This is a genomic window from Actinomadura chokoriensis, assembly GCF_039529475.1.
In the GTDB taxonomy this organism is placed as follows: domain Bacteria; phylum Actinomycetota; class Actinomycetes; order Streptosporangiales; family Streptosporangiaceae; genus Spirillospora; species Spirillospora bangladeshensis.
Map to the genome: position 1 here is coordinate 154,905 of NZ_BAAAMW010000010.1, position 20,421 is coordinate 175,325.

Here is a 20,421-nt window from a genome sequence, read left to right on the forward strand (position 1 = left end):
CGGCCGGCCCTCGGCCGGGGCACGGGTCACCTTATCCACCGCTTTCTCCCGACGCAGTCCGCGTTCCGGCGGCGGCCGGACGGTCCGCGAGCGCCGCGGCGGCACGGCGGGCCGCACGGTCCTCGCGGACCAGCCGGCCGGCCTCCTCGGTGTCCCCGTCGAAGATCACCCGGCCCTGCCGCATCGTGATGCCGCGGTCGCACAGCCCGACGAGCATCTTGATGTCGTGCGCGACGACGACCATGGTGCGGCCCTCGCCGCGCAGCTCCCGGATGCGGTCCAGGCACTTCTCCCGGAACGGCGGGTCGCCGACCGCCAGCACCTCGTCGATGAGGAACACGTCCGGCTCGGTGTGCGCCGCGATCGAGAACGCCAGCCGCATGAACATGCCGGACGAGTAGAACTTCACCTGGTCGTCCAGGAAGCGCTCGACGCCGGAGAACTCGACGATCGCGTCGAACTTCCGGAGGACCTCCGCGCGGGACATGCCGAGGATCGCGCCGTTGAGGAAGACGTTCTCCCGGCCGGTCAGCTCCGGGTGCAGCCCGGCGCCCACGTCGATCAGGCCGGCGACGCGGCCGCGGACGCGCACCGACCCCTCGTCCGGCTGCATGACCCCCGAGATGAGCTTCAGCAGGGTGCTCTTGCCCGACCCGTTCAGCCCCATCAGCGCCACGGTCTCGCCCTGGTCGATGGTGACGCTCACCTCGTCCAGCGCGCGGAAGCGGTCCGACAGGCTCTGCCGCCGCAGCGCGCGGACGCTCATCTCCTTGATCGAGCGCGCGTGCCGCAGCGTGAAGTTCTTCGTCACGCGGTCGATGACGATGGACGGCGCGGACGGGGACGGGCCGGGCGAGGACGGCGTCGGCGGTGAGGGGGTCAACGGCTACAGCTCCTGCGCGAAACGCTTCTGCATGCGGGCGAACGCCGCGTGCCCGGCGATGAACACCAGCACGCTCACGGCGAGGGACTCGCACGCGCGGGCGTAGAGGTCGGGCGGGAACGCGAACCCGCCGTCCGCTCCGGGGTACCAGAACGCCCGCTGGAACAGGGACACCGCGCTGACGAGCGGGTTGGCGAGGTAGACGTCCAGCACCCAGCCGGGCGCGTGGGTCTGGACGTGCGTCCACGGGTAGATCATCGGCACCGACCAGGTGATGACGATCATCGAGATGTCGACCGCCTGCTCCAGGTCGCGGAAGAACACGTTCACCGCCGCGCACAGCAGTCCGACGCCGAACCCGAGGACGACGATGATCGTGAACCCGAGGACGGCGGCGCCGATGCCCGCCGGCGAGGGCCGCCACCCGGCGGCGACCGCCCCGCCCAGCAGGATCAGGAAGCCGGGCAGGAAATGGACCAGCGAGACCAGCGCCGACGCCGCCGGGAACATCTCCCGGGGCAGGAACACCTTGCGGACGAGCGCGGCGTTGCCGGTGACCGACCGGGTCGCCGAGTGCAGCGTCTCGGTGAACAGGTTGACCAGGACCATGCCCGCGAACAGGTAGACGGGGAAGTCGTCGATCTGCCGGTCCATGCCGAGGAACACGCCGATGACGTAGAAGTAGACGGCGAAGTGCACGGCGGGCCGCACGTAGGACCAGCCGAGCCCGAGCAGCGAGCCCTTGTACCGGGCCCGCAGCTCGCGACGCACCAGGAGCCGCAGCAGATACCTGTTCTGGAAGGTCCGGCGCAGCCCGCCGCCGGCCCCGGGCGCCCGGAGGCCGTCGTCGGCGCGGATCGGCGCGGTGGTCATCCCGGCCCGCCCCCGGACTCCTCGGAACCCGAGGCACCGGAACCCGGAGTACGGGGTCCGGCCGCCTCGAAGGTGGCGCGCCACGCCTCCGGGGAGGCGATCTCGGCCATGGCCGCCCGGTACCGCCGGCTGAGCTCCGGCCATTCCCGGCCGAGCCGGGCGTGCAGCAGCGACGTCCGCGCGAGCAGCCTCTTGAAGCGCTCCGGGTCGCGCTGGTACCAGGCCACCTTCGTGCCGTCGGCGGAGGAGACCAGCGCGCTGTCGACCTGCGACAGCAGGCTCCAGTGCCGGTCGATGTGCGGCACCACCAGCTGCGGGTTGCCCCGGGCGGCGGGGTCCACCGGGCGCAGCTGCTTGACGGTGCCGAGCATCGCGCTCGCCAGCACGTTCACCTTGCCGCGCGGCGGCTTGAACGCGCGTCCCCGCTTGGGCGGCCGGTCCCGCCGCACCTGCGGGAACTCCTCGTGGCTGACGCGGTTGCGCGCGTCGGGGAACTCCTTCCGGAACGCCATGATCTCCGGCAGCTTGGCCGCGATCCCGGCGTGCATGTGCTCCGGGCCGCTCAGCACGTCCTCGATCGCCGACAGCATCAACTCGGCGGTCGAGTACTGCATGGCGAGCGCGTGCTTCACCGAGATGATGAAGCTCTCCTTGAGGAGGTTCCCGCCGCGCTCGTAGGGCGAGTGCATCAGCGCGGTGACGAGCCGGTTCCGCTCGTGGAAGTACGCCTGCCAGTCGATGCCGTCGTCCTTGTCCTGCCACGGGACGTGCCACGCCGCCATGCCCGGCAGCGACACGGTCGGGAAGCCGGCCTCACCCGCGCGGACGCAGTACTCGGCGTCGTCCCACTTGATGAACATCGGCATGGACAGGCCGATCTTGCGCACGACGTCGGTGGGGATCAGGCACATCCACCAGCCGTTGTAGTCGACGTCGACGCGCCGGTGCAGCCACTTGGTCTCGCGCAGGCTCCCCGAACTGGTGCGCTTCCGCGGGTCCGCGTTGAGGGCCGGGTACGGGTTCCGGATGGGCGGCAGCGCGAAGTCGTGTTCGCGCTTGGTGTGCGGGGCCTCCTCCCACCACCAGCGGTACCGCGCGATCGTCTCGCCGTAGGCGTGCAACTGCGAGCGGACGAACAGGTTGAACATGTGCCCGCCCACGATCGTCGGCGTGCGGGCGAAGTCGGCGAACGCGACCGCGCGGAGGATGCCCTCGGTCTCGGTGACCACGTCGTCGTCGAGGAGCAGGACGTAGTCGCTGGCGCCGGCCGCGACCGTCTCGTCCATCGCCCGGGAGAAGCCTCCGGATCCGCCCAGGTTGCCCTGCTCGATGACATGCAGCTTGGCGCCGAGCGCGTCGGCAGCCCCCGCGTAGCCCGCGTCGTCGCGCACCCGGTCGGTGCCCTGGTCGACGACGTAGACGGCGTCGACCACGTCCAGCACCTCGGGCGCGGCGGCCAGCGCGACGAGCTGGTCCACGCAGAAGTCCGGGCGGTTGAACGTGGTGATGCCGAGGCTCACCCGGCCCTGCCGGACGTCCCCCGCCGCGTCGAGGTCCGCGCACCAGTCGGCCCGTTCGAGGACGGCGTTGCCCTCGCCGGCCAGGACGTCCATCCAGTACCAGCCGCCGTCGATGAACGGGAGCAGCGGCAGCCGGAACGTCTCCTCCCGGGAGGCACCGGAGTCGAACCGCGCGGAGGCGACGCGCTGCACGTGGCCCTTCGCGCTGGACCGGTAGACGATGACGGTGCCCTGGCCGCGCATCCGGACCCGCAGCGTCACCTCCTCCACGCGCGTCCAGCGCCGCCAGTAGCTGGCGGGGAACGCGTTGAAGTAGGTGGCGAAGGAGGCGCGCCGCCCGACGGGGACCACGACGCTGCGCCGCCCCACGGCGGCGGCGGGCCCGGCCTCCACCTCGGTCTCGGCGGCAAGGGCCTCGGCCCCCCGGGCGATCTCGCCCTCCACGTACAGCTTGAGGACGTCGAGGTCGCGGTCGACCGGCATCACGACGCGCTGCAGGACGCGCGCTCGGCGGGGGGTCTCGTCCTCGGCCGTCGCCGCGGCGGGTTCACTCACTCGTCCACACCTCCGCTTATGAGACGCGAACCCTCGGCGAAATGGGGACGCAGTCTGTTGTCGACCATGCTGAGCGCGCTCGCGATCGCCATGTGCATGTCGAGGTACCGGTACGTGCCGAGCCGCCCGCCGAAGAGGACCCCGTGCTCGCCCTTCGCCAGGTCGCGGTAGGCGAGCAGGCGGGCGCGGTCGGCGGCGGTGTTCACCGGGTAGTACGGCTCGTCTCCCCGTCCCGCGGCCCGCGAGTACTCGCGCATGATCACCGTTCTGTCGGGCGGATGGCCGTCGCGCTCGGGATGGAAGTGCCGGAACTCGTGGATCCGGGTGTAGGGGACGTCCTCGTCCGCGTAGTTCATCACCGGGGTGCCCTGGAAGTCGCCGGTCGGCTCGACGCTCAGCTCGAAGTCGAGCGTCCGCCAGCCCAACTCGCCCTCGGCGTAGCCGAAGTAGTGGTCCAGCGGCCCGGTGTAGACGACGGGCACGTTGCCGACGATGTCGTCGCGCAGGTCGAGGAAGTCGGTGTTCAGCCGGACCTCGATGTTCGGGTGGTCGGCCATCCGCTCCAGCCAGGCGGTGTAGCCGTCGACCGGAAGCCCCTCGTGGACGTCGTTGAAGTACCGGTTGTCGAAGGTGTACCGCACCGGGAGCCGGGTGATGATCTCGGCGGGCAGGTCGCGCGGGTCGGTCTGCCACTGCTTGGCGGTGTAGCCGCGGATGAACGCCTCGTACAGGGGGCGCCCGATCAGCGAGATCGCCTTCTCCTCCAGGTTGGCCGGGTCCGACACCTCGGCGGCCTGGCCGGCGATCAGCGCCCGCGCCTCGTCCGGGCTGAAGACCCTGCCGAAGAACGTGCAGATCGTGCCGAGATTGATCGGCATCGGGTACACCCGGCCCTTGAACGTCGAGTACACCTGGTGCCGGTAGCCGGTGAAGGCGGTGAACCGGTTGGCGTACTCCCACACCCGCTCGTTGGAGGTGTGGAACAGGTGCGCGCCGTAGCGGTGGATCTCGATGCCCGTCTCCGGCTCGGCCTCGCTGTAGGCGTTGCCGCCGATGTGGTCGCGCCGGTCGAGGACGAGCACGCGCAGGCCGAGCCGGGCCGCGCAGCGTTCGGCGACCGTGAGCCCGAAGAACCCGGAACCGGCCACCACGAGATCAACGTTCACTGGACGGTGTCCATCCCGTGCGGGGAGCAGAGGACCGGGCCGCACTACGGCACCGGCCGGTCGATACGTACGGATCGCGGCTAAGATACCGGGGATTTCATCGGCACCAAGGCAGGGCTCCCAAGGATCGCGGTGGTCTCGTCCACTCCTGGCCGCACGTCGCGCGGCACGCGCCCGGTGGTCTTCCTGCACGTCGGAGCCGCCAAGTCCGGGACGACGTTCCTCCAGCAGGTGCTGTGGCACAACCGCGCCCGGCTGCGCGAGCAGGGCGTCCTCTACCCCGGCGCGGACTTCTCCGCCCACGTCAGGGCGGCCTTCGACCTGCGCCGGACGTTCTTCCGCGAGGCGTCCGACCCGAGGACGCGCGGCGCCTGGCGGGATCTGGTGGACGAGATCCGCGACTGGCCCGGCACCGCGATCATCTCGCAGGAGCTCCTCGCCCCGGCCCGGCCCGCCTACGTCCGGCAGGCCATGGCCGACCTCGATTTCGCCGACGTCCACGTGGTGTTCACCGCGCGCGACCTCGGCCGGCAGATCCCGGCGCACTGGCAGGAGGACGTCAAGAACCGGTTCGCCACGTCGTTCACCGAGTTCGTGGCCGCCCTCCGGCGGCGCAACTGGCGGACGTTCGAGAGCGCGCGGCTGTTCTGGGGCCTCCAGGACCCGGTCGCGGTGCTCGGGCGCTGGGGAGCGGACCTGCCGCCCGAACGCGTCCACGTCGTCACGCTGCCCCGGCCCGGCGCACCGCGCGACCTGCTCTGGCGGCGCTTCTGCGCGGCCACCGGGCTCGCCCCGGACGACGCCGACCTCTCCGGCACGTACGCCAACGCGTCGCTGGGCCTGACCGAGACCCAGTTCCTGCTCCAGCTCAACGCGGCGCTCACCGAGCGGATCGGCTGGCAGGTCTACAACGACGAGGTGAAGCTCTTCCTCGCGCAGCACGTGCTGGCCGGGCGGCCGGGTCCGGTCAGGATCGAGCTGCCCGCCGAGCACCTGCCGTGGGCGACCGAGCGGGCCATCGAGACGGTCGAGGGGCTGCGCGCGGCCGGCTACCACGTGGTGGGCGACCTGTACGAGCTGATGCCGATGGCCGCATCCGGCCCCGCGCTCGGGACGGCGCCCGCCCCCGATCCGGCCGACCCGCGCTGGACGGAGATGGCGGACGCGGGCATCGATGCCATCGCGGCGCTGCTGCGGCGCGTCCAGCAGAGGCAGGAGCACGCCGCGTCCGTGCCCGGCGCCGGCATGCCGGTCCGCGACCGGGTCGGGCTGCTGCGGCGCGAGTCGGCCGGCCTGGCGGAGACCACCGGCCGGCTGGCGCGCGACGCCGCCCCGCTCGTCGAGCGCGCCGCACGCAGCGCGCGCGAACGGTACCCGGCCGTGCGCCGCCTCGGCGGCGCCTACCGGAGGGTGCAGGGCAGGGCGGCGCCGTCCGAGACCGGGACGAGCACTGAAACGAGCACTGAAACGACTGCGAGGTGAACCCGCGGATGGACGAGCGGCGGCCCGACAAGCCCGCCAAGTCGGTATATCTGCACATCGGTGCGCCCGCCGCCGGAACGGCCTTCCTCCACCGGGCGCTGTGGGGCAACCGGCGGCGCCTCGCCGACGCCGGCGTCTGCTACCCGATCGCCGGGCCGCAGGAGCACTTCGGTGCCGTGATGGACCTGCGCGAGATGAGCTGGGGCGGCCGCCGCGACCCGAGCTGGGACGGCGCCTGGGAGCGGATGGCCGAGCGCGCCCGCGACTGGGACGGCCCGGCGGTCGTCTTCTCGCAGGGGCTGCTGGCGGGCGCGACCGAGCGGCAGGTCGAGCGGGCGGTGGCGTCCCTGGAGCCGGCCGAGGTGCACGTGGTGTTCGCCACCCGCGACCTCGGCTGGCAGCTGATCCTCGACTGGCAGGAGCAGATCCGGCACGCCCACACCATCACGTTCGAGCGCTTCGTCGACGACCTGGTCAAGCGGGGCATCGACGCGCCGGAACCGTACGGGGAGATGTTCTGGGGGCAGCACGACCCCGTGCGGGTGCTCGCCGCGTGGGAGTCGGCGGTGCCGAAGGAGCGCGTCCACGTGCTGACGATTCCGCCGCCCGGCGGCCCCGCCGGGGTGCCGTGGGACCGGTTCCGCGAGGTGACCGGGATCGGCGGCGGTGTGTGCGACACCGACGGGATACCGGCGGACGAGCCGCTGTCGGCGGTCGACGCGGAGCTGCTGCGCCGGCTGAACGAGCGGATCGGCCCCGCGCTGGGCGAGGACTACGAGCGCGTGGTCCGCGAGCACCTCGTCGACCGCGCCCGCGCCGCGGGCGACGGCCGGACGCGGATGCGCCTGCCCGCCCGGCACGCGGAGTGGGCGGCGGCGAAGACGCGGGAGATCACCGCGTCGCTGCGCGCCTCCGGCTATGCCGTGGCCGGCGACCTCGCCGAGCTGACCACGTCCCGCGAGCCCGGACCCGGCCTCCTTCCGGGCGACGTCCCGGACGAGCTGATCGCGACCGCGTCCGTCGGGGTCGTGGCGCACCTCCTGGCGGAGCTCGCGGCGGCCGACGAGCGGATCGGGCTCGCGCACCTGCACAGCGAGTTGGCCGGCGTCCGGGAGAACCTGCGGGAGCTCATCGAGACCGCGGCCGATCCGTCCCCGGCCCTGCAGCGTGCCGCCCGCCGCGCGACCGGCAGGCGCGGCCGGTGACGCCCGGCCCGGGCCCGGTCGCGGCGGTGGTCGTCACCCACGACCGGCGGGACCTCCTCGGCGAGGCCCTGTCCGCGCTCGCCGCCCAGCGGCGCCCGCCGGACCGGACCATCGTGGTCGACAACGCCTCGTCCGACGGCACCGCCGCGATGGTCACGGAGCGCTTCCCGGACGCCGACCTGCTGGTGCTGCCCCGCAACATCGGCGGGGCGGGCGGGTTCAGCGCCGGGCTGGCCCGCGCCCTGGGCGGCGGCGCCGGGCTGGTCTGGCTGCTGGACGACGACACGGTGCCGCGCCCCGACGCGCTCGGCGAACTGCTCGCGGCCCGCGCGAGGGCCACCGCGGACGACGGCCCGCCCGCGCTGGTCGCGAGCCGCGTCGTGTGGACCGACGGCCGCGACCACCCGATGAACACGCCGCGCCGCAAGCCCCGCGCCACGGCCGCCGAGTCCCGCGTCGCGGACGCGGCCGGCTGCGTCCCGATCCGCTCCGCGTCGTTCGTCTCCGTGCTGGTCGACGCGGCCGCCGTGCGGGAGCGCGGGCTGCCGGTCGCCGACTACTTCCTGTGGAACGACGACTTCGAGTTCACCACCCGGCTGCTGCGCGGCCGGCGCGGCCTGCTCTGCCCGGACAGCGTCGTCGTGCACAAGACGCGCGGCTTCGGCGGCGCGGACGCCGACCCCGGCGACCGCTTCTTCTTCGAGGTCCGCAACAAGATCTGGCTGTTCACCGGCAGCCGGGGGCTGGCGCCGGCCGAACGCGCCCTGTACGCCGGTTCCACCCTGCGGCGCTGGGCCCGCACCTTCGCGGGATCATCGGACCGGACGGTCCTGCGCCGCGCCATGCTCCGCGGGCTCAAGGACGGGTTCACCCGCCGCCCGCAACCCACCCCAGCGCTGCTGCGCGAAATCGGAGTCGAGGTCCCCCAGCATGACGGCGACGCCCCATGAGACGGAACGGCACGGCCGGCCGGACGGCGAAGCGCCCGGACCGCCCCCGGCCGGTGCCGGCGGCCCGGCCCGCACGGACGCCACGGCCCGCACGGACGCCGTGGCCCCCGCGGACGCGCCCCGGTGGCGTCCGACCGCGCCCTGGACCCTGCCGCTGGTCCCCGCCGCGCTGACCCTCGCGATCACCCTCATCGGCATCGGGAACCCGTCGCTCTGGCTCGACGAGGCCGCCACGATCAGCATGACGACCCGGTCGTACGGGGAGATGCTGCGCGTCTTCGACCATCTCGACCTCGTCCACGCCCTCTACTACATGGTGATGAAGCCGTGGGTGGCGGTGTTCGGGACGAGCGCGGTCGCGCTGCGGCTGCCGAGCGCGCTCGCGATGGCGGCCGCCGCCGCGGGGATCACGGTCATCGGCCGCCGCTGCCTCGGCACTGCCGCCGGGGTCCTCGCCGGGCTGGCGTGGGCGGTCGCCCTGCAGACCTCCCGTTGGGCGCAGGAGGGCCGCTCCTACGCGATGACGGCCGCGGTCGCGGTGCTCGCGACCTACCTGCTCGTCCGGGCCGTGGACCGAGACGAGCGGCGCCCGTGGCCCTGGTTCGCGGGCTACGCCGCCGCGATCGCGCTGCTGGGGTTCCTGCACCTGCACGGCGCCCTGCTGCTGGCGGCGCACGGCACCACGCTCCTGCTGATCCGCCCGAGGGCCGGGGTCTGGGTCCGCTGGACGGTCTCCGCCGTACTGGCCGCGGCGCCGCTGGTGCCGTTCGCGCTCGCCGCCCGGAACCAGAAGCTGCAGGTCGAGTGGCTGCCGAAGCCGACCTGGGACGTCGCCTGGTCGCAGTTGCAGTTCTTCAGCGGCGGCCGGGCGATCGTCTGGCTGGTGGTGACGCTGTCGGTGATCGGCGTGATCGCCGACGTCCGGGTGCGGCGGGGCCGCCCGATCGCCCTGCTGTCGCCCGGAACGGTCTCGCTGCCGGCCGTGGCCCTGCCCTGGCTCGTGCTGCCGACCGTGCTGCTGGTGGCCGTCTCGCTCGTGAGCGACCCGGTCTTCTTCTTCCGGTACACGACCTACTGCCTGCCCGCGATGGCGCTGCTCGTCGGCGCGGGGCTGGCCCGGGTCCTCGCCGCCGCCGGGCGCCGCGCCGACCAGGCCGCGGTGATGGCGGTGGCCCTGGTCGCGCTCGTCACCCCGTCCATCCAGGACCACATGTTCATCCGGGAGCAGGGAAGCCGCCCGGAGGACATGGAGAAGGCCGCGGACGTCATCCGCGACCACGCGCGGCCGGGCGACGCCATCGTGTACCTCGCGGGCGTCGTGCGGTGGAGCGCGGCGGCCTACCCCGACGTCTTCGGACGGCTCCGCGACGTCGACCAGCGCATCGACCCGGTGAGGGCCGCCAACCTCAAGGGCCGCGACGTGTACCCGCGCGACCTGCCGCCGAAGCTCGCCCGCATCGACCGGGTGTGGGTGATGAGCCACCAGCACCTCGACCTGGGCAACCCGGTCATCCAGCGCCGTGAGCGGGCCGTGCAGGCGGGCGGGCCCTGGCGGCAGGTCGGCAGGTGGACGTACACGGGCGGCTGGCTCGTCCTGTACGTGCGGACCGGCCCCTACCGGACGTCGAGGTAGTCGACCTGCCCCTGGCCCTGCCCGCCGAGTCGGCGCAGGCTGAGGGTGTTCCACCCGGCGGCCAGCTTCACCTCCGCCGAGACGGACGCCCAGCCGGCGCCCTTCGTCGGGCGGAGCCGCAGGGACGTCGCGACGGTCCCGTTCGCGAAGAGCTCCAGGTAGGAGTCGGTCCCGGAGCGGTTCGCGTACTGGGTCCGGACCGTGTACTTCCCAGCGGCGGGTGCGAAGACCGGGACGTCCACGCGGCAGCCGTCCTGGGCGAACGGGCCGATGGCGCGCCCGCCGGAGGCGTGGGGCCGCGCCAGCACGGAGACGCAGCCGTTCAGCCGCCCGCGCTCCGCCTCGTAGCGGACGGGCACCCCGCGCACGACGGGACGCGCGCCGTCCCAGCCGAGCCGGGCGACGTACATGCCGCGGGTCACCCGGGAGCCGCCGTGGCGGTCCAGGATGCCGTGGAAGACCAGGTAGTCGCCCGTCTCGTCGCTGAGCACGTCGGCGCTGCCCGGCCCGTCGACCTGCCCGCCGTACTGGCCGGTCGACTGGATCGGCCCGCCCTTCCGGTACGGCCCCCCGATGGCGGACGCCACCGCGTAGCGGGTCTGGTAGTTCGACTGGAAGTACCAGCCCGCCGCGTAGAGCAGCACGTAGGAGTCGCCGCGGCGGACGAGGTCGGGCGCCTCCACCAGGACGGGCTCGTCCGCGGCGCGGCCCATGATCCGCTTCGGCGGGCCCGCCGGGCGCAGCCCGTCCGGACTCATCCTGACCAGGTAGATCGCCGCCGTCCGGCGCTCATCGCTCTTGTAGAGCAGGTAGCGCGTCCCGTCCTTCTCGATGTAGGACGCCGGGTCGATCGCGCCGCCCAGGTCCAGCGGGCACACCAGCGGATCGCCCTCCATCGGGACGAACGGCCCGGCCGGGGAGGAGGCGGTCGCCACCCCGATGCACTGCTGGTCGCCGTCCTTGCGGCGGGCGGAGAAGTACAGCACGTACGACCGGGACCCGCCCTGCGGCGGGACGACCTCGGGCGCCCACGTCCAGCCCTCGGCGGCCCACGCGGGGAGCCGGGCGAGGCCGTCGCCGGGCGAGGGGGTCCACGGCCCGGTCGGGGTCGGAGCGGTGGCGACGGGCATCGTCGCGTCGGCGTTGTTGGTGCCGTAGGCGAAGTACGTCCCGGCGGCCTTGATGACGGTCGGGTCGGCGAACGACCCGGCGATCACCGGCTTGACCGGCGAGTAGCCGGGCGGGTCGATCGGCACCGGGGATCCGGCCGGGCTCGGCGGCGGCGGCTTCGCCGGCTTGCCGGAGCCGTGCGCGGCCCCCGGTGAGGGGCGCGCGGCCGTCGCGTCGGAGGAGGGCAGGCAGGACACGGCCAGCCCGATGACCAGCGCGATCACGGCGCTGATCGCGGCCCCGGCCAGCAGCGGCAGCAGGGGCGCGAGCGCCTGCAGGTCCCCGCCAGGTCTCCTCATCCCATCCGGCATCATGCCAACAGACCGCGGGCACGGCGAACCGCCCGGAGTACGCGGAATGTCGTCCAGATCGTTACGCTGGCCCGGCGACCGCATCGTGGAAGGGAAGACGTTGACCCGACACCGGCGGCTGGCGGCCGTCCTGTGCGTGCTCGCCCTCCTCGCACTGAGCGGTTGCAGCCTCCAGCCGGGCGGGCACGCCGACGACGGGAAGGGCGGCGGGAAGGGGAGGCCCGGCACGGCCGCGAAGAAGCCGAACATCGTCTTCGTCCTGACCGACGACCTGTCCTGGGACCTCGTCGCGCACATGCCGCAGGTGCTGCGGATGCAGCGGGACGGGCTCACGTTCGACAACTTCATCGTGGCGGACTCGCTGTGCTGCACCTCCCGCGCCACGATCTTCACCGGCCGGTACCCGCACAACACCGGGGTCCGGACGAACTTCCCGCCCCTCGGCGGCTACCAGGTCTTCAAGGGGAACGGCGGCGAGCAGGCGTCCTTCGCGCCGTTCCTGCAGAAGGCCGGCTACCGCACCGCGCTGCTCGGCAAGTACATGAACGGCTACCAGCCCGGCGACGTCCAGGGCGGGACGAAGCCGTACGTCCCGCCTGGCTGGACGGAATGGTACGTCAACGGCAACGGCTACCCCGAGTACGACTACAACCTGAACGAGAACGGCCGGCTCGTCCACTACGGCTCCGAGCCGCAGGACTACCTCACCGACGTGCTCGCGAACAAGGGCGTGGACTTCATCAACCGCTCCCGGGGGTCGGCGCAGCCGTTCTTCATCGAGATCGCGACGTTCGCGCCGCACGGGCCGTTCGTGCCCGCGCCGAGGCACGCCGGGAAGTTCCCCGCGCTGCGGGCGCCGCGGCCGCCGTCGTTCAACGAGGCGGACGTCCGCGACAAGCCGTCCTGGCTGCGGCCGCACCCGAAGCTGCGCAAGCCCGGGATCCGGCGGATCGACGAGGGCTTCCGCAACCGGGTCCGGATGGTCCAGGCGGTGGACGAGATGCTCGGCCGGATCCGGACAACTTTGAAGGAACTGGACATCGACCGCGACACCTATGTCGTGTTCGGCTCCGACAACGGCTTCCACCTGGGGGAGCACCGGCTCGCCGGCGGCAAGATGACCGCGTTCGACACCGACGTCCGGGTGCCGTTCGTCTTCACCGGGCCCGGTGTCCCGGCCGGGCGCAAGGTCGCGCAGATCGCGCAGAACACCGACCTCGCCCCCACCTTCCAGGACCTCGCCGGCCTGCGCCCGCCCGCCGCGACGGACGGCCGGTCGCTCGCCCCGTTCCTGCGCGGCGGCACCCCGGCGGACTGGCGCGAGACCGCGCTCATCGAGCACGTCAAGCCGGCGCCGTCCCCGGAGGACCCCGACCGGCAGGACTCGGCGCCCGGCGCGCCGACGACCTACAACGCGCTCCGCACGAACGACATGCTCTACGTCGAGTACGCCGACGGGGAACGCGAGTACTACGACCGCACCCGCGACCCCCACGAGCTGAGCAACATCGCCGCGACCCTGCCGGAGCAGCGGCGGCGGCACCTGTCCGATCTGCTGTACGCGCTGACGCACTGCGCGGGCGCCAAATGCACCGACGCGGGCCGGAGCCGGTGAGGGCTCGCGTCCCTTATGCGCCGCTATCATCGCTGACGATTGCGGCGACTCGGTGCGATGTGCACCGCGAGCCGGATACAGGGTGAGCCGATGCGGGGAGAGCGGGCGTGACTCCAACGGGAAAGCCGGACGACGACCACGAGGCGGAGCGTCCCGGCTCGGGCGAGCCGGCTCAGGTCCCGCCCCCGCCGCGTTGGCTGGACGACCAGGGCGGCCCGTCCGGCCCGCTGCTTCCGTCGGACGGGCCGGCGCAGCGGCTCCCCGCCGAGCCGCCGGCGCCCGAACCGCCCGCGGCGGAGCCGCCCGCGGCCGACGACTCCGGTGAGAAGGACGCGGAGGCCGGTCTGGCCGACCGCACCATGCTCGAGTTCAGGTTCGAGCGCGACGAGGCAGAGCCCGCCGCGGAGGCTCCCGCGGCCGGCGGTCCCGCCGCGATCCCGGCGCCGCCGCCGTTCCCGTACGCGCAGGAGATGCCCGACGCGACGCAGGTGCAGCCCCACCCGGCACCCGCGCAGCCGCCCGCACCGCAACTCCCCGCACCGCAACTCCCCGCACCGCAGGCGCCCGCACCCCAGCCGCCGGCACCGCAACCACCCGCAGCCCAGCCGGCGGCACCGCAGCCGCCGGCACCACCCGCTCCGCCTCCGCCGGCTCCGCCCGCGCAGTTGCCGGCTCCGCGCCCGCCGGTCGCGCAGCCGCCCGCCGCGCAGCCGCCCGCCGCGCAGCCGCCGCCCGCTCAGAGCCCCCCGGCTCACGACCCGTTCCCCTACGCGCAGGAGATCCCCGCCGCGCCGCCCCGTCCGGCACCGGAGCCGTTCCCCTACGCGCAGGAGGTCCCGGGCGGCGCGCCGAGCGCTCCCCCGGCGGCCCAGCCGTTCCCGTGGGCGCAGCAGGTCCCCGGAGCGCCGCAGGCCGCCCAGGAGGGCGTCCAGCCGGTGGCGCCGCCGCCGGTGGTCGACGAACCGTGGCGGACGACGCAGAGCAAGCCCAAGAAACCGCGCAGGAGCCTCAAGAAGCCGCTGCTCATCGCCGGCGCGGGTCTGGCCGCCGCGGCCCTGGTCGCCGCCGCGGTGATCGTGGTGCCCGGCCTGCTCGGCGGCGACGAGGACGAGGGCGGTGCGGGCGCCACGCTCGCCGGGGCGCTGTTCCCCGTCGACGGCGCGGCGGCCACCGACGGCCGCGACCAGCAGATCAGCGGCGTCGCGGCGCTCGGCTCCACCGTGGTCGCGGTCGGCGGCGAGACCGACCCGCAGAACGCCCGCGGTCTGTTCCTGGTCTCCACGGACGCCGGCCGGACCTTCAAGTCCGTCCCGCAGCAGAGCACCGACGGCGGCGTCGCGCCGTCCGGCGGCGTGCCCGAGGCGGTCGGCGGCTCGCCCCGCGGCTGGGTCGCCATCGGCAGCCGCGCGGGAGGCGGCGGCGCCGTGTGGACGAGCGAGAACGGGACGGAATGGCGGCGGCAGCCCGACGCCGTCGGCGACGTCTTCGGCCCGAAGGACCGGGTGAAGCGCATCGTCGGGACGCGCAGCGGGTTCATGGCCATCGGCGAGAACTCCCCCAAGGGCGACTTCAGCGACTCCCGCCCGGCGGTGTGGCTGTCCGCCGACGGCCGCCGCTGGGAGGCGCGCATCGGCGACCAGACCGGCCTGGACGTGCAGAAGGCGGCGCTCTCCCTGGTCGAGGCCGCCGCGAGCGGCGACGTGATCCTGCTGGAGGGGCTGGTCACGCCCGACTCCAAGAAGCCCGGCCCGTACCGGAAGGTGTGGCGTTCGCAGGACGGCGGCCGGACCTGGGCGACCTCCGACGTGCCGGTGCCGAAGGGCAGCCGCGGCCTGATGATCGGCGGCGGGCCCGCGGGCTTCCTGGCGATGCGGGAGATCAAGGCGTCCGGGAAGCTCGCCGGCCAGGCGTTCCTGTCCAAGGACGGCAGGACCTGGACCAAGGCCGGGACCCTGGGCGCGTCCGGCTACCGCATGACCAGCGGGATCGCCGTGGACGAGCAGGGCTTCACCGCCGTGGTCGTCCGCAACGGGGACACGCTGCTGTCGCGCAGCGCGGACGGCATGACCTGGCGCGGCGCGGGCACGGCCGAGTCGAAGCCGGGCCGCGAGCTCACCGGCGCGGCGGCGTCCGGCGGCCAGACCGTCCTGGTCGGCCGCGAGCCCGGCGGCGGCGACACCAACGCGGTGCTCGGCGTCTGGGACGCGAACGGCACGGCGCTCCCCGTCGACCCGTCCAAGGTCCCGGGCGCCGTCCGGCCCGACCATGCGGTCCGCTCCGTCGGCGCCGCCGGGAAACTGGCCGTGGCGGTGGGGAGCGCGAGCGGCGACGCCGCCGTCTGGTCGTCGCAGGACGGGAACACCTGGAAGCCCGCGCAGGGGCTCGGGGCCGCGTTCACCCGGCCTGGGCCGCAGCAGCTGAACGACGTCGCCGCCGGGACGGCGGGCTGGGTCGCGGTCGGCTACGACCAGGCGGCGCCGCGGCGTCCGCTCGTCGTCACCTCGGCCGACGGCACGACCTGGCAGGCCGCCGACTCGGGCGCCGCCTTCGCCGCGGGCAAGACGGGCCAGCCCGTCACCTACGCGGTCACCGCCGGCTCGCAGGGGTACGCGGTCATCGGCACCCAGGGGTACTCGGTCGCCACCTGGTTCTCCCCCGACCTCAAGACCTGGACCCGCGGCACCGGGGCGGACCCGAAGATGATGGTGGGCGGGCAGACCAACCCGCGCTGGATGCTGGACGTCGCGTCCGGTCCGTTCGGCTTCGCCGCCGTCGGCGGCAGCCGCGGCGCCCAGGGGAACCGGCCGTCCGTGTGGCTGTCGCCCGACGGCAAGACGTGGACGCTGCAGGAGCTGCAACTGCCGGCGTCCGGTGTCACCGAGGCCCACCTCACGCACGTCGCCGCGCGGGAGAACACGATCGTCGCCGCGGGGATCGCCGCGACGGCGAAGGGCATCGACTGGATCGGCTACGTCTCCACCGACGGCGGCCGGACGTGGCGCCCGATCCCGTCCCCGAGCGGCGGCACGCTCGTCACCGTCACCGCGATGGCCGCGACGCCCAAGGGGTTCGCCGCCACCGGCACGAGCGGGCGCGCGGGCGCCACGGACGTCGTGTCCTGGACGTCCTCGGACGGCGTCTCGTGGAAGGCCTCGACACCCGGCGGCACCGGTCTCGCGGGCGTCGGCGACCAGCAGATCACCGGCCTCGCGGCCTTCGGGGGCACGCTCCTCGGCGTGGGCCGCAGCGCGGACGCGAACGGCGACCAGCCCGTCCTGTGGGCCCGGTCGAACTGACCGGATCACCCGGCCGGATCACCCGGCCGGGTCGCTCGGCCCGGCTCAGCGGACGGGCGGGGCCGGCGGCTCCGGTGGGGGCGTCGGGATCGGCGCCGGGGTCTGGTCGGGGCGGCGGGCGTGGCGGGGGATGTAGGAGAGGGCGCCCGGCGGGGTGCCGCCGGCGGCGCGGTCGCGGGAGCGGTTGCGGCGGGCGCCGTAGGGGGCGACCACGGCGCGGTAGAACGGCTTGCGGATCGCCGTGGGGACGAGGCGGTAGCCGCCGCGGACCATGACGTTGCGCCAGTACTGCGGCTGGGAGATGAAGCCCTCGCGCAGCATCGCGCGCTGCAGCCGCAGTTCGGAGCGGAGCAGGTCGCGGCCGCCGCGGCGCTCGTAGGCGCCCTCCCCGACACGGTAGTAGACGAGGGGTTCCGCGACGTTCACCATCCGGGCGCCGCCCGCGATCATGCGGACGAACAGCCAGTAGTCCTCCATCAGCGGCAGGTCGCCGTAGCCGCCCGCGGCGATGACGGCGCTGCGCCGGTAGACGACCGTCGGATGGTTGAACGGGTCGTGCAGCCGCGAGTAGCGGGCGATGTCGGCGGGGTCGCTCGGCGGGATGCGCCGGCCGACGACGTCGGTGATGTCGGCGCCGAACTCCAGCAGCCCGGCGCCGACGAGGTCGGCGCCCGCGCGGACGAGCGGGACCTGCGTCTGGAAGCGGTGCGGCATGGCGACGTCGTCGGCGTCCATGCGGGCGACGATGTCGTGCCAGGCGGCGTGCAGGCCGGCGTCGAGGGCGGGGCCGAGGCCGCGGTTGTTCTCCAGCCGGATGAAGGCGACCTTGACGGGGCTGCCGGCGACGAGTTCGCGCAGGCAGTCCGCCAGCGGGGGCGGGACGGGGCCGTCCTGGACGAGGACGACCTGGTCGGGGCGCATGGTCTGCAGCTGCACGGCGCTCCGGAACGCGTCCCGGACGTGCTCCGCCTGGTCGCCGCCGTAGACGGTCATTAACAGGGTGAAGGGTTCGGGCTGCATGCGTCCGTTCCGGGGGAGCTGTGGCGGCCGGTCGAGCCCGGAGGCGGGGAGGCGGCTCGTCGGGCCACGGTCGGGGGGATTCAACTACGCCGTCCTATTGGGGACGCTTTGAGGCGGTCAAGGGTTGGCGCGGGCCAAGATACCGGTGATGCGTGGCCACATCAGGTCCGGGCGCAGATGTCGCGGTCCGCCCGGATCTCGCCGGCCACCTTCGGGACGGCCGGCGTCAGCCCGCGGAGCCGGGCGCCGTCCTTGCCGATGAACAGGTACACGTAGCCGGGCCTGGCCGACCGCCAGGGCCGCGGCGGATGCCCCGGCACGGCGATCGCCAGCCGCGCGGCCTGCCGTTCGGCGCCCGCACCGTAGAGGATGCGGGTGCGGGCGTACTTCTTCTTGCTGGTGCCGACCTTGACGACCTTGTAGCCGCGCTCGGTGAGCTGCTCGGCGGTCCGTCCGGCGAGGCCCTCGGTGGGGGACGCGTTGAAGACGCCGACCCGGACCTGGGCGGGCGGGACGGGCTGCACCTTGTTCTGCGCGGGCACCGGCGCAGGCGCGGGGTCGGGGAGCCTGTTGTCCTCCCGGACGGCCTCGAACAGCGGCTCGGCGAGCGCCTGGTTGAACTGGACGCGGTTCTTGTCCTGCGGATACGCCTGCACCGGGACGGTCACGAACCGCACCTTCCCGGCGCTCATCCCGCGCAGGCTCGCGGCGAGCTTCTGCATCACCGACAGGGTGAGCCGGTCGTCCGCCTTGATGGACTTCGTGGCGGCGGACAGGAAGTCGTAGGTGCGGCCGGGGTCGGTGAGCATGCCCTTGCTGGTCGCCTTGTTGACGACCGAGGCCATGAACGCCTGCTGCCGCTTGATGCGGTCGAGGTCGGAGCCGTCCCCGAGGACGTAGCGGGTGCGGACGTAGCCGAGCGCCTGGTCGCCGTGCACGACCTGCCGGCCGGCCCGCAGGTGCAGTTCGGCCTTGGGGTCGTCGATGCGCTTCGGGACGCAGATCTCGACGCCGCCGAGCGCGTCCACGACCCGCTTGAAGCCGGCGAAGTCGACCTCGACGTAGTGGTCGATGTGGATCTTGGTGAGGGACTCGATGGTGCGCCAGGTGCAGGCCGGGCCGCCGTTGGAGAACGCCGCGTTGATCATCCCGAACTGGGCCGGGACCGTCCGGCCGTTCTTCTTCTTGCACGGCGGCATCCGCACCATCGAGTCGCGGGGGAAGCTGATGCCGATGGCGCTCTCCCCGCCGGGCGAGATGTGCAGCAGGATCGTGGTGTCGGAGCGCTGCCCGGCCTCCTCGCCGTAGCGGGCGTTCTCCCCGGCGCGGCTGTCGGACCCCATCAGCAGGATGTTCAGCGAGCCGTTCAGCTTGGGCGGACGGTTCTGGCCGAGCCGGCCGTCGACGTTCTCGCGGTCGATCTGGCCGTCCAGCCGCCGCCAGAACCCGTACGCGGTGAGGCTGCCGGCCACCAGCAGCACCGAGAGCGCGATCGAGATGCCGCCGAGCACGCGCCACAGGCGCCCCCGCACCGGCGGCTCCGGTGGCGGCGGGGCGCTCTCCGCGTAGTACACCCCGGCGGGCGCGGCGGTTCGCTGCATCCGTAACATTTCAGCACAGATTGGACACGGGCCACGGCGGCCACGGGAAACTCCCCCGCCCCGCGCGGCGACCGCACCGCCGAGCGGTCGCGGGGCGCCGCCGATGACTAGACTCCCCGTCGAGATGAGCACCGTAGACGCGCTGACCGACCAAGCGATGGTCGTCCTCCAGGACCGGCCGGTCGTGCCGCTGAGCACCTGGCTGAACAGGGCCCTCGGCGACTGCGCCGATACCGGCCGCACCCTGCAGCTCGTCACCCCCCTGGACTCCCGGCTCACGCTTCCGCTGCGCACCGCCGCCTCCGGCGACGTCCTGCAGTGGATCGTGCGCAACGGCGACGGCTACTACGAGGGGCTGACCGGGCGTCCGATGAAGTGGGGCGGGCGGACGTTCGTCCCCGTCCCCGAGGCCCGCGACTACGCGCCCGGGTTCACCACCCGGCCGAGCGCGCCGATCGGATCGCAGCTCACCCTCGTCTACCGGGTCCGGCACGGCGCCGAGGGCGACCTCGCCGGGACGGTCGAGCGCCTCCTGCAACTGCTCACCGGCAAGTACCCGTCGGGGCTCGGGCCCGCCGAGCCGCTGGAGCACCCGTGGCGGCGCGACCGGCTCACCGAGTACGCGCGCGGACGGTCCACCGTCCGGCTCGTCGTCGGCGGCGACGGGCCGCGTCCCGCGCAGGCGATCTGCGACTACGCGGCGGGCGAGGGCGGCGCCGTCGCCGAGACCAGCACCGTCACGGTCGGCTACGCGCCCGAGGACCCGCCGCCCCTGCAGCACCTTCCCTCGCTCGTCGGGGCGTTCGCCGCCGACCAGCCGATCGCGTCGCTGTTCGTCCAGCTCACCCCGGGCCGCGCCGACCTCACCACCGAACCGCGCTGGACCGGCGCGCCCGCCCCCGTCGCGCTGGCCGTCGCGGGCACCGTCACCGGCCCGCAGGGCATCCCCGGCCAGCAGGTCGGGCCGCCGCGCGCGCCGCTGACGTTCTTCCCGCTCGGCGACGGCCGCACCCCGGACGGCTGGCAGCGGCACAGCATGCTCATGCAGCACCTCCAGTCGTCCTGATCCGGACACGTCGGGACGACCCGCAGCACGGTGCCACTCGGCCGGATGATCTACCCGGAAGGGATGATGTACGGT

At 73.9% G+C, this 20,421-nt stretch carries 14 protein-coding genes; 7 read left to right on the forward strand and 7 right to left on the reverse strand.

Annotated elements, in window-relative coordinates:
• Positions 1–31: 31 nt before the first annotated feature.
• The 4 genes from ABFX46_RS22535 to glf are packed head-to-tail and all read right to left on the reverse strand — an operon-like array spanning position 32 to position 4,997.
• On the reverse strand, positions 32–883 hold the full coding sequence (locus tag ABFX46_RS22535; RefSeq protein ID WP_346044892.1) for an ABC transporter ATP-binding protein: 852 nt from the start codon (positions 881–883) through the stop codon (positions 32–34).
• Between the two features lie 3 nt (positions 884–886).
• On the reverse strand, positions 887–1,756 hold the full coding sequence (locus ABFX46_RS22540) for an ABC transporter permease (protein ID WP_346044894.1): 870 nt from the start codon (positions 1,754–1,756) through the stop codon (positions 887–889).
• Positions 1,753–3,831 (reverse strand): glycosyltransferase, encoded by a 2,079-nt coding sequence (locus ABFX46_RS22545; RefSeq protein ID WP_346044896.1) that lies wholly within the window; start codon positions 3,829–3,831, stop codon positions 1,753–1,755. The genes ABFX46_RS22540 and ABFX46_RS22545 overlap by 4 nt, the downstream gene beginning before the upstream one ends.
• Positions 3,828–4,997: a UDP-galactopyranose mutase gene (gene glf, locus ABFX46_RS22550; protein WP_346044897.1), complete on the reverse strand. Its 1,170-nt coding sequence runs from the start codon at positions 4,995–4,997 to the stop codon at positions 3,828–3,830. The genes ABFX46_RS22545 and glf overlap by 4 nt, the downstream gene beginning before the upstream one ends.
• A gap of 132 nt (positions 4,998–5,129) precedes the next feature.
• On the opposite strand from glf, the gene ABFX46_RS22555 reads away from it, so the two are divergent.
• From ABFX46_RS22555 to ABFX46_RS22570, 4 genes are read left to right on the forward strand one after another with little or no spacing between them, the layout of a single operon-like run.
• Positions 5,130–6,479 carry a hypothetical protein gene (locus ABFX46_RS22555; RefSeq protein WP_346044899.1) on the forward strand — a complete coding sequence of 450 codons (1,350 nt, stop codon included), beginning with the start codon at positions 5,130–5,132 and terminating at the stop codon, positions 6,477–6,479.
• 8 nt (positions 6,480–6,487) lie between these two features.
• Positions 6,488–7,684 carry a hypothetical protein gene (locus ABFX46_RS22560; protein WP_346044901.1) on the forward strand — a complete coding sequence of 399 codons (1,197 nt, stop codon included), beginning with the start codon at positions 6,488–6,490 and terminating at the stop codon, positions 7,682–7,684.
• Entirely contained in the window at positions 7,681–8,634 is a 954-nt protein-coding gene (locus ABFX46_RS22565) for a glycosyltransferase (RefSeq protein ID WP_346044903.1), read from the forward strand. Before ABFX46_RS22560 ends, ABFX46_RS22565 begins: the two co-directional genes overlap by 4 nt.
• Positions 8,615–10,267, forward strand: coding sequence for a glycosyltransferase family 39 protein (locus ABFX46_RS22570; protein ID WP_346044904.1), 1,653 nt, complete (start codon positions 8,615–8,617; stop codon positions 10,265–10,267). The genes ABFX46_RS22565 and ABFX46_RS22570 overlap by 20 nt, the downstream gene beginning before the upstream one ends.
• On the opposite strand, the gene ABFX46_RS22575 is transcribed toward ABFX46_RS22570, so the two are convergent.
• Complete coding sequence (locus tag ABFX46_RS22575; RefSeq protein WP_346044906.1) at positions 10,249–11,736, reverse strand: family 43 glycosylhydrolase; 1,488 nt, start codon at positions 11,734–11,736, stop codon at positions 10,249–10,251. The genes ABFX46_RS22570 and ABFX46_RS22575 overlap by 19 nt on opposite strands.
• A gap of 112 nt (positions 11,737–11,848) precedes the next feature.
• Between ABFX46_RS22575 and ABFX46_RS22580 the strand changes: the two genes are divergently transcribed.
• Both ABFX46_RS22580 and ABFX46_RS22585 read left to right on the forward strand, forming a co-directional pair.
• Positions 11,849–13,363: a sulfatase family protein gene (locus ABFX46_RS22580; protein WP_346044908.1), complete on the forward strand. Its 1,515-nt coding sequence runs from the start codon at positions 11,849–11,851 to the stop codon at positions 13,361–13,363.
• Between the two features lie 107 nt (positions 13,364–13,470).
• Positions 13,471–16,659, forward strand: coding sequence for a beta propeller repeat protein (locus ABFX46_RS22585; protein WP_346044909.1), 3,189 nt, complete (start codon positions 13,471–13,473; stop codon positions 16,657–16,659).
• A gap of 45 nt (positions 16,660–16,704) precedes the next feature.
• Here the strand turns inward: ABFX46_RS22585 and ABFX46_RS22590 are convergent, their stop codons facing one another.
• Positions 16,705–17,679, reverse strand: a complete 975-nt coding sequence (locus tag ABFX46_RS22590; RefSeq protein WP_346044910.1) for a glycosyltransferase — start codon at positions 17,677–17,679, stop codon at positions 16,705–16,707.
• Between the two features lie 161 nt (positions 17,680–17,840).
• On the reverse strand, positions 17,841–19,280 hold the full coding sequence (locus ABFX46_RS22595; RefSeq protein WP_346044912.1) for an LCP family protein: 1,440 nt from the start codon (positions 19,278–19,280) through the stop codon (positions 17,841–17,843).
• Between the two features lie 124 nt (positions 19,281–19,404).
• Here ABFX46_RS22595 and ABFX46_RS22600 point away from each other — a divergent pair, with 124 nt between their 5' ends.
• A complete protein-coding gene (locus ABFX46_RS22600) occupies positions 19,405–20,346 on the forward strand; it encodes a DUF6177 family protein (RefSeq protein WP_346044914.1) in 942 nt (313 codons plus the stop codon).
• Positions 20,347–20,421 lie beyond the last annotated feature (75 nt).